Annotated in this window: 8 protein-coding genes; 2 read left to right on the forward strand and 6 right to left on the reverse strand. The window is 69.4% G+C overall.

Going from position 1 to position 10,133, the window contains the following annotated elements; translation table 11 throughout:
- Positions 1 to 390: 390 nt before the first annotated feature.
- A complete protein-coding gene (locus ABNT58_RS11650; RefSeq protein WP_348753642.1) occupies positions 391 to 1,002 on the forward strand; it encodes a helix-turn-helix transcriptional regulator in 612 nt (203 codons plus the stop codon).
- 88 nt (positions 1,003 to 1,090) lie between these two features.
- Here ABNT58_RS11650 and ABNT58_RS11655 read toward each other — a convergent pair whose 3' ends face one another.
- Complete coding sequence (locus tag ABNT58_RS11655; protein WP_348753643.1) at positions 1,091 to 2,023, reverse strand: LysR family transcriptional regulator; 933 nt, start codon at positions 2,021 to 2,023, stop codon at positions 1,091 to 1,093.
- Between the two features lie 106 nt (positions 2,024 to 2,129).
- On the opposite strand from ABNT58_RS11655, the gene ABNT58_RS11660 reads away from it, so the two are divergent.
- Entirely contained in the window at positions 2,130 to 3,113 is a 984-nt protein-coding gene (locus ABNT58_RS11660) for an NAD-dependent epimerase/dehydratase family protein (protein ID WP_348753644.1), read from the forward strand.
- 16 nt (positions 3,114 to 3,129) lie between these two features.
- Here ABNT58_RS11660 and ABNT58_RS11665 read toward each other — a convergent pair whose 3' ends face one another.
- From ABNT58_RS11665 to ABNT58_RS11685, 5 genes are all read right to left on the reverse strand, one after another.
- Positions 3,130 to 4,053 carry a LysR substrate-binding domain-containing protein gene (locus ABNT58_RS11665; RefSeq protein WP_348753645.1) on the reverse strand — a complete coding sequence of 308 codons (924 nt, stop codon included), beginning with the start codon at positions 4,051 to 4,053 and terminating at the stop codon, positions 3,130 to 3,132.
- 87 nt (positions 4,054 to 4,140) lie between these two features.
- Positions 4,141 to 6,414, reverse strand: a complete 2,274-nt coding sequence (locus tag ABNT58_RS11670; protein WP_348753646.1) for a glycoside hydrolase family 3 N-terminal domain-containing protein — start codon at positions 6,412 to 6,414, stop codon at positions 4,141 to 4,143.
- Positions 6,415 to 6,478: 64 nt separating this feature from the next.
- Positions 6,479 to 7,564: a porin gene (locus tag ABNT58_RS11675; RefSeq protein ID WP_348753647.1), complete on the reverse strand. Its 1,086-nt coding sequence runs from the start codon at positions 7,562 to 7,564 to the stop codon at positions 6,479 to 6,481.
- Positions 7,565 to 7,651: 87 nt separating this feature from the next.
- The gene (locus tag ABNT58_RS11680) at positions 7,652 to 8,476 is read right to left on the reverse strand and encodes an NAD(P)-dependent oxidoreductase (RefSeq protein WP_348753648.1); all 825 of its coding nucleotides are present in this window, start codon (positions 8,474 to 8,476) and stop codon (positions 7,652 to 7,654) included.
- 444 nt (positions 8,477 to 8,920) lie between these two features.
- The coding region (locus tag ABNT58_RS11685) for a hypothetical protein (protein WP_348753649.1) at positions 8,921 to 10,133 on the reverse strand (1,213 nt) is incomplete at its 5' end.

Here is a 10,133-nt window from a genome sequence, read left to right on the forward strand (position 1 = left end):
CGCCAGCAACTCCGGCGTGGGCTGCACACCGCGCGGGCCGATGGGCTGCACGAAGAAGTCGGAGAAGGCAAGCGCCAGCGGCGGCGCTGATTCCTGCGGCGCGGGCGGGGCGGCAGTGGCGGTGCCAATCAACGCCAGCAGGCTGCTGGCGATCCAGGTACGAAGGTGTGTCATGCGCGGCAGAGATATCACCCGCGCATGCTTGCCTGTATTTGTGACAGAACCGTGTCGGTGTCAAGACGGTGCCACAGCGCAGGCATCTGACTAGCACGATGCGCTCAGCGGCGCATCATCACCTTGCAGTAGCGGTCGACCTATTTGTTGACGTCGTCAACGGGCGGGTCCATCGTGCGGGCTCCAAGCAGACCAAAAGGGAGCGCTGTACACATCATGATGTCTCGTGAAGGACAAAGCACTTCTTCTTCTACTGCGAGCGCGGCGCACCGCAGTGCGCTGGGCAGCAGCATAGGCCATCAGCTGTTCGACATGGCGCCGTTGGCTTCATTGCTGCTTGACCATCGGGGAACCCTGCTGGCGGCCAACCGTGCTGCGCAGCCTCTGCTTCAGTCGCCGGCCACATTCCGGGCCGACGCAATGCGCAGGCTGCACTACGAACATGCCGCCCGGTGGCTGCCCTTGGCCATCCCGATCGCAGAGTTCCTCGTCGGCGGTCAGCGCGAATTCAATCTCTTGTCGCCGGTCATCGGCGCCTGCAGGCTCGGCTTCGAGAGTCCCAGCGACGAAGCGCAGTCCGACCATGTGCTGGCAGTGGTATCGGCCAGGGCATTGCAGGATCCGGAACGGATCCGCGACGCCTTCGGCATGAGCCCCGCGGAGGCCAGGGTGGTGGCGCTGCTGGTGCAAGGTAAGAGCGCTCTGCAAGCGGCGCAAGAGCTGCAGATCAAGCTGTGTACCGTCCGCACCCACATCCAACGCGCGCTTGAAAAGACCCATTCGACGCGTCAGTGTGAGCTGATCAGCAAGGTGTTGGCGCCGCAATAGCGGCCGTGGCAACCACCTGTCGCCGCTGACATCATGAAGCTGGACGTGAGACCTGTCCCTCGGTTTCACCTCACCGCGCCCCGTCTTATCACGCTGCGGCCGCCACCTCGCGCGGAATCGCCTCGGCCAGGAAGTCGAAGGCGCGGCGCACCAGCGGGTTGCCGCGGATCTCTCGGTGCACCGCCAGCCAGCAGGGCAGGGGCGGGATCTTGAGGCTGGGCAGCACGGGTCGCACGCCGGGCAACCAGGGCAGGTTGTAGGCCGCGACAAAGCCGATGCCGGCACCGGCGGCCACCAGCCGGCCGTAGGCCACCTGGTCGTCGGTGCGCAGCACGAACTGCCGGCGGCCGATCGGCATGCCCATCGCCGCAAAGCCGCGCACCAGCGTGTCGTCGCGGTCGTATCCGATCAGGCGGTGGCGCAGCAGCTCGTCGGGCCGCGTCGGGGTGCCGGCGCGCGCCAGGTACTGCTCATGGGCGCAGGCGGTGAGGGCGATGTCCGCCAGCTTGCGCGCCACCAGCGAGGCCTGAGCCGGCCGCACCATGCGCACCGCGATGTCGGCCTCGCGGCGCAGCAGGTTGCTGAGCTGGTTGGAGGCGACCAGTTCCACCTCGATGCCCGGCTCGGCCGCCTGCAGCGCGGCCAGCACCGGTGGCAGCAGGTAGTTGGCGGCCACCTGGCTGGTGGTGATGCGCACGATGCCGCTGGTGCGGGCGCGCTGGTTGGACAGGCGCTGCTGCAGCTGCTCGGCGCCCTGCTGCATCACCCGCGCGTCTTCGGCGATGGCGAGGGCCAGCGCGGTGGGCGCCACACCGCGGCCGGTGCGCTCGAACAGCGGGGCGCCGAGCTGGGTTTCCAGCGCCGCCAGCTGGCGCGACAGCGTCGGCTGCTGCGCGCCCAGCTGCTTGGCCGCGCCGCTCAGGCTGCCGGTGTCGAGCACGGCCAGGAAGCTGCGCACCAGCGTCCAGTCGAAGCCGCGTGCGGCTTCGTTGACGGCGACATCGGGATCGGACTTGGCCATGCAAAAGTGTATAGCTCACATGACCACATCGCCCATTGTGGAATGGGCCGCGCCGTTCCACAGTGCAGGCACCGCTGCCGGTTGCGGCGGCTGCAGAAAGGCTGTGATGTCCCATCGTGTGGTGTTGGTGCTGGGGGCCCGGGGTCGCCTGGGGGCGGCGGCCGTGGCCGCCTTTGCCGCCAGCGGCTGGCATGTGCTGGCGCAGGCGCGCCGCGCGCAGGCCGCCTGGCCCGCCGGGGTCGTGCCGGTGACGGCGGCGCTGGCGGACACCGAGGCCCTGGTCGCAGCAGCGGCGGGTGCCAGCGTCGTGGTGTACGCCGTCAACCCGCCTTACACCGACTGGGCGCGGCAGCTGATGCCGCTGGCCTGCCAGGGTCTGGACGTGGCGCAGCGGCTGGGCGCGCTCTTCATGTTGCCCGGCAACGTGTATGGCTATGGCGATCAGCTGCCGGCCCGGCTGCAGGAGCAGACGCCGCAGCACCCCAACCACGAGAAGGCCCGCCTGCGGGTGCAGCTGGAAGCCGAGATCGCCCGCCGCGCCGAAGCGGGCCACCTGCGCGGCGTGGTGATCCGCGCCGGCGACTTCTATGGCAGCGGCCGCGGCTCCTGGCTGGACCTGGTGGTGCTGAAGTCGCTGCGCTCGGGCAAGCTCGTGTATCCCGGGCCGCTCGACCGGGCGCATGCCTGGGCCTACCTGCCTGACCTGGCCCGCGCCTTCGTGGCCGTGGCCGAGCATGCAACGCCGGGCCCTGCGCCGGGCATGTCCACCTTCGACGTGCTGCACTTCGCAGGCCACACGCTGACCGGTGCCGAGCTGCTGGCCGCGGTGGCGGCTGCGGCCGACGACGTTGGCGCCACGCCGGCCGTGGTGGCCCGGCGCGGCTGGCGCCATGGCAGCCTGCCCTGGGGGTGGATGCGCGCGGCGGGCATCGTCGTGCCGATGTGCAAGGCGCTGGCCGAGATGCGCTACCTGTGGTTCAGGCCGCATGCGCTGTCTGGTGCGCGGCTGCTGGCCTGTGTGGGTGAGCTGCCGCAGACGCCGCCGCGGCAGGCGATGCGCCAGGCGCTGGTGGACCTGGGCTTTGCGTGATCGGCCCGCGGCGGCCTCAAGGCAAGGCGCTGGCGTCGCGGGCCCCGGCCGCCCGCCGGCTCAGCTGATGGCGCACCTGGGCCACCGTCTCCAGCATCGCGTCCAGCAGCGGCGACTGGGTGCCGCGCAGGTAGAAGCAGTGCAGGTCCATGTAGGCCGGCACGCGGGTGAGCAGCGGTCGGTAGGCCACGCCGGGGTAGTGCACATGGGTCATCGACTCGGGCACCAGGGTCACGCCCACGCCGGTGGCGGCCAGCAAGGTGGCGGTGACCACGTCGCTGGCCGGCGGCGCGAAGCGCGGCTCGAAACCGTGGGCGCGGCACAGGGCCAGCGCATTGGCGGCCGCCGAAGGTGAGCTGCCGATGATCAGCGTCTGGCCATTGAGCGCGGTCACGTCCACCGAAGGCTTGGCGGCCAGCGGGTGGTCGGCGGCCAGTGCCAGCAGCAGCTGTTCGCGGCCCACCAGCGTGACCTCGATGTCGTGCTCTTCGGGCAGCAGGCGCTCAAACACCAGCAGCACCCGGCCCTGGCGCAGGGCCGGTATCTGCGCCGGCGTCTGCGCATGGTGCAGCACCAGCTCCACGTCGGGGTGGGTGCTGCGAAAGGCCGCCAGCACCTGCGGCACCAGGCCGAAGATGGCCGAGCCGTACAAGCCCACGTCCAGCCGGCCGATCTCGCCGCGGGCGGCCAGCTGGGTCTGCTGCACCGCCTGGTCGGTCAGCGCCAGCAGGGTGCGGGCATGCTGCAGCAGCTGGTGGCCGGCCGCCGTGAGCGACATGCCGCGCGAAGTGCGGTCGAACAGCTTGACCGCCAGCTCGTCTTCCAGGTGCTGGATCTGCCGCGTGAGCGGCGGCTGCGAGAGGTTCAAGCGCTCGGCCGCCCGGCCCAGGTGGCCGGCCTCGGCCACCGCGACGAAGTAGGTGAGTTGTCGGAGGTCCATCTTCCAAGCCGCAGCAAGGGTGTTCGCCAGGGCGGCACGGTCATGCTAACCGTGCCGCCCTGGACCGGAGCCCGGACCCGTCGCCGATCAGTAGGTGAGCCCGAAGCCGAACGGGAACAGCGTGTCCGCCGCCGGGTAGCCGGGTGCATCGCTCTGGTTGTCGACCACGGCCTTGCTGGTGCGCGCCAGCGCGAAGGGCAGCTTGCCCTGCGGTTTGACGGCCGCGCCGGTGGCCAGCACCTTGCCGCTGAGCACGTCCAGCAGCGCGGTGTTGCTGATGCCGAAGCCCGCGACGATGGCGCCCGCGTTCTTCAGGCCGCTGGCATCGTCCAGCACGTAGGGCTGGCGGAAGTAAATGGCCAGCACCGTCTTCTTGGCGCCCACCTCGTTCATCACCGCCTGGATCTTGTCGAGCGAAGGCGAGACCTCCCACGACTGCGAGGCATGCATCTCGGTGAAGGACAGCATGCCGTTTTCCCAGGGCAGCGAGCCGCCGAAGCTCAGGCCGTTGTCCAGGCAGGCCTTGAGCGCGTCTTCGGCCGAGTAGTCGGCCGGCGTCACGCAGCGGTCGGGCGCGCCCCAGGCCTTGCCGGTGGCCGGGTTCAGGCGGCCGCCGGTGCCGGGGTCGTTGCTGCGGTAGGTGCTGGTGGCGCGGGTGTTGGTGCCGGGCAGCAGCTTGTTGGTGGACACCTCCACGCGGATCACCGCCATGTCGTGGCCGGCGGCACTGGGCCGCTGGCCGTTGACGGCCGCATCGCCATCGGTCACGGTGTAGCCGTACTTCTCGGTGTCGGCCTTGGCCATGCCCATGGTGTAGAGCCTGGCGCCGGCCTTCAGCGGCAGCGTCTTGCCGCCGCCGTCCTGGTCCTGGTTCTGCAGCAGCACCACCGACTTGCGCTGGATCTCCAGGCCGATGGCGCGGTGCGCATCGGAGCCCACGGTGGCGGTGGCCTGCGGTGCGGGCACATAGGGGTTCTCGAACAGGCCCAGCTGGAACTGCTCCTTCAGCAGTCGTTTGGCGGCTTCGGTCACGCGCGCTTCGCTCACCAGGCCGGCGCTCACCAGGTCGACGATGGTCTTGTTCTCGCTGAAGCCCGACAGCGTCTCGGTGCCGCCGTTGACGGCGGCGGCCACGCGCTCGGCCACGGTCTTCTTCTCCAGGCCCCAGGCGCGGTCGGTGATGATGCCGGTGTCGGAGTTCACATAGCCCTGGAAGCCCAGTTTGCCGCGCAGCAGGTCGGTGACGATCTGCTTGGAAAAGGCCATGCCGGTCTGCTCGTAGGTCACGCCTTCGTAGGTGACGTTGATGGGCACGCCGTAGTAGGGCATCACGGCCGACACGCCGGCTTCCAGCGCGGCCATGAAGGGCTTGAGGTGGTAGGCGAAATTGCCCGCCGGGTACACCTGGTTCTTGCCGTGGGCGTAGTGCGGGTCCAGCCCCATTTCCTGCGGGCCGCCGCCGGGAAAGTGCTTGAGCGTGAGCGCCACCGCGGAGTTGGGCGTCACCGAGGTGCCGTCCTTGACCTTGGTGCCCTGCAGCGTCTGCACCAGGGTGCGCATGATGTTGGCGTTGAGGTCGGCGTCTTCGGTGAAGGTCTCGTGCACCCGGTACCAGCGCGGTTCGGTCGACAGGTCGGCCATGTAGCCGTACATGCCGCGCAGGCCGATGGACTTCCACTCTTCGCCCATCACGGTCGCGAAGTCACGGATCACCGACATGTCGCCCGCGCCCAGCGCGGCGGCCGCCAGCCCGGCTTCCTTCGGAAACTCGGTGAAGGCGCCCGACGCCTCGTTGATGCCCACGCGCGGGTCTTTCTCGTAGTGGTTGCGCGCGTTCGACTTGAAGACCGCCGGGATGCCCAGGCGCGTGGCCTCGCTGGCCTCCTGCACGGCGTTGGTGAACAGGGCCGCCTGCTCGGGCGTCACCTGGCTGCTGGCGGGCGTGGCCGTGACCACGCTGCGCAGGATGAAGCGGCTCATCTTCTGGTTCTGGATCATGTCCAGCGCATTGGCGGGCAGCGCACCGGCGGTGCCCGCGTTCAGCGTGTTGATGAGCATCAGGCCGGCCTTTTCCTGCAGCGTCATCTGCGACACCAGATCGTCGATGCGCTCCTGCACCGGGCGGCGCCAGTCTTCGTAGACGTCGAGCCGGCCGTTGCCGTTGGCGTCCTTGAACTGCTTGCCGTCCACGCTGAGCACGGCCTTGGCGCGGGCGCCGATGACGGGCTGGGCGATCTCCTCATCGCCGTCGCTGCCGCAGCCGGCCAGGACGACGAGCCCCAAGGCGCCCAAGGCGGCCAGTCTGCAGGCCAGGGTCGTATGGCGCATCAGCGGAAGGTGGCGTGAGGATCGGTTCAGCATGGGAGTCTCCAGAGTTTTTTCAGCGGCGCACCCCACCAGGCGGTGCGCGGTACGACGAAGGGAATCAGAACGAAGTGCGCATGCCGACGTTGGCCACCCGCTTTTCGCTGATGTAGTCGGCCAGGTCGCCACCGGCATACGACAGGCCGGCATAGACCTGCGTGTTCTTCGAGAAGGCGTAGCGCGCCACCAGCGAGGCCTTGCCCAGGTCGGCCGAATTGGCGGTGCCTTCGTACTTCACGCGGGTGTAGCTGGCGCCGTAGGTGAACAGGCCCATCGGCACCTCGACACCCAGCGTGGCGCCGTCGATGCGGTTGGCCACGAAGGCGCGGCCCGCATTGATGGTGAGGTTGGACACGCCCGATGCGGCGCCGTTGCCGCTGCCGGTGGTCAGGTCGCGGTTGCGCTGCCAGCCGCCCAGGATCTTGAAGGGGCCGAAGTTGTAGTTGGCGCCGATGGTCAGCGACTTGTTGGTGTCGTCGTCGGTGGTGCGCGACTTGTTCCACTCGTACGAGAAGGCCACCGCCAGCGGGCCGCCCAGCCAGCCGGCGCTCACGCCATGGAAGCGGTCGGTGGTGCCTTCGCCCGGTGCCAGCTGGGCCGCGGCAAAGAAGCCGCCCCAGGTGGGCGTGCGGTACTGCACCACGTTGTCTGCGCGCGGTGCATTCAGCCACAGCGGGATGGCGCGGCCCAGGTTGGTGACGCCGGTGCTGGGGTTGCTGACCAGGGCATTGCCCATGGGGTCGGTCAGGCCCATCACATAGTCTTCCAGGATGTACTGGCGGCCCAGGCGCAGCTCGCCCAGCGTGGCGTGGCTCAGGCTGATGAAGGTCTGCCGGCCGAAGGCACGGCCGCCCTGGGCCGAGGTGCCGGCATCGGCATTGATGCCGCCTTCCAGCACCACCTGGGCCTTCAGGCCATCGCCCAGGTCTTCGGTGGCACGGATGCCCCAGCGCGAGCCGTTGAGGCCGTTGTTGGTGCCGTCGTTCATCACGGTGCGGGTCTGGCCGCCGGCACGGTCGCCGGCCTTGTACTGGGTGACGTTGAGGTCGACCAGGCCATACAGCGTCACGTTGCTTTGCGCATGGGCGGTGTGTGCCGCGCAGGCGAGTGCCATCCCCACCCACACGGGGCTGTGCTTGAAGTTCATCGTCGTCCTTGTCGGCGCTTGGTGATTGACGCCGCCCGGCGCGCGCCTACGCCGGGCGGGTGGTTGCGGTGCGGCTGCGGTCAGCCGTCAGCCGTCTTCGAAGGGCCCGGTGCGCACGAAGCTGCCGCCCTGGTACAGGGCCACCGGGTCGGTCGGATCGATGTGCGGCTGGCGCGCCTGCAGGTCGGCGCGAAAGCGCTCGGAGCTGTCCTGCGGCCGGTAGCCCAGGTGGCGGGCCGGTGTGTTGTCCCACCAGGCGGTGGCGTTGTCCGACAGCCCGTAGACCACGGTGTGGCCCACCACTGGCGCGGTGAGGGCGGCCACCACCAGGCGTTCCAGGTCGTCGAAGCTCAGCCAGGTGGCCAGCATGCGGCGGTCCTTGGGCGCTTCATACGATGAGCCGATGCGCAGGCTCACGGTCTCGATGCCGTGCTTGTCGAAGTACAGCTGCGCCAGGTTCTCGCCGAAGGCCTTGGACAGGCCATACAGGCCATCGGGCCGCGGCGGGTCCAGCGGGCTGATGACCTCGCGCTGGGTATAAAACCCGGTGACGTGGTTGGAGCTGGCAAAGACGATGCGCTTGACGCCGTTGTGCCGCGCCGCTTCATACAGGTTGTAGGCGCCCACGATGTTGCTGGCCAGGATGGGCGACCAAGGCTGCTCGGTCGACACGCCGCCCATGTGCACCACCGCGTCCACGTTGCGCAGCAGCTGGCGCATCGCGTCGGGGTTCTCCAGGTAGGCCAGCTCGATCTCTTCGCCGGGGCCGGCGGGGCCGAAGTCGCTGCGGTGGCTCAGGCGCAGCACTTCGCAGTGGCGCTTGAGCCGCGGCCGCAGCACGCGGCCCAGGTGGCCGTCGGCACCGGTCAGCAGCAGGCGCTGGACCAGCGGCGCGCTGGTGGGGATCGTCATCGTTTCCTCGGTCTGCCTTGTGAATGCGCGGCAGTGTGTCCAAGGGTGTCAAGACGATCCAATGCCTTTTGGGTGCGCGTTCCTTACCTTTTCGGTAAGACGACCCGGGCAGGGCCTATGGGGTGCTGCGAGAGGGCCTGAGGCACACCCCGCAAGCGGTTGCGGGCCGGGTTTTCCAGCAGACGCGGACCCCTGCGGGGCAGGGAAACCCCGGTGCCTTCAACGCTGACCGCTGGGCCTGCGCCATCGGCGCCGGTTGCTCCAGGTCTTGTGGTTCGGCCATCGGTCCGGTCCTTCGCGCACGCATGCCGAACGAACGCTGACGGCCATGAAGCAGTCGCTCGGCACACCGAAACCAGGTGGTGTGAATGTCAGCTGCGCGCGGCGAAGCATCCTCCACTGAGCAACATGAGGGGATGCTGACACTGCCGGCGTCAAACGGCTTCAACGCGCAGTCGCGCGATCTGTCTTGGCGCCGGCCAGCCGTCCTTCCAGATGCTCCGGCGCCGCGATGGTGCGCATCCACTTCACCGACGCCACCTGCCAGCCCGGCTCGCGCTGCAGGATCTCCATCACGCCGGGCAGGTGGGCCGCGCCGTAGGTCACGTAGATCTTGGGTCGCGCATCGCCCAGCAGCTGCGCGGCCAGATGGCGGTTGCGGAAGTCCAGCACCACCGGGTCCAGCGCGCCGCCGCCGCCCTCGGCGCTGCGGCGCATCACATAGGTCATGATGCCGCGGCACAGCGTGCCGGCCAGTGTGCGCTGGCTGTCGCTGCCCGACTTCTGCCAGTCGATGAAGCGGGTCACGAGATCGGCGCCATCGTCGTCCGCGTCGCTGGCCGGCGCCTGCACCTGCTGGCGCATCGCCGCGGCGAAGGCCGGGTCCGCCTGCATCAGGCGGTCGTACTCCTGCTTCATGGCGCGGGTGTCCACGTCCATGGTCAGGTGCCGCTCGGGGTGGGCTTTGGCATCGGCCACCAGCGGCCCGAAGTAGTCGATCTGGTAGGTCAGGCCACAGGTCCTGCCCAGCTCGCGGTAGCTGTCGCCCAGGTCCTGGCCGTGGGTCAGCGCCTGGCGGAACCAGGCATCGGCTTCGGGGTCGCTGTTGGCCACGCCCTCATAGCCCAGCACATAGCCATCGGCCAGCGCCTGCTCCAGGTCGTACACCACGGCCTGGAAAAAGCGCTCCGCCCCCACATGCTGCATGCCCTGCAGCACCACGGTGCGCGCACCGCTGGTCAAGGTGATGGTGGGCACGAGGGCCGGCCGCGTTTCGGTGATGACGGCCAGCCAGTACACAGGCAGCGCCACCAGGCCGCACAGCAGGCACCACAGGCCCGCGCTGGTGCGAAGCCATTGGGCCGATTTGGCACGCCGGCGGGCAGGCCGCCACAGCAGCCGCCACACCCCCACAGCCGGTAGCGCCAGCAGCGCCGCCAGCAGCCACAGCGCCGGCAGCAGCAGCCAGGTGGCGCCCATCAACACGGGCAGGCCGGCCAGCAGGCTCAGCACCAGCGCGGCCCACAGCAGGGTCGACAGGCGGATGGCCAGCTTTTGCCGCGCGGAGGCGGCGGTGGGGTTTGGGGCGGCGGCCGCCCGCGGTGCAGCGTCGTTCACCTTCAGAACTTGCGCCCGGCGCCCCAGTCGCCCACGTCGC

It is taken from the genome of uncultured Aquincola sp. (genome assembly GCF_964001545.1).
In the GTDB taxonomy this organism is placed as follows: domain Bacteria; phylum Pseudomonadota; class Gammaproteobacteria; order Burkholderiales; family Burkholderiaceae_C; genus Aquincola.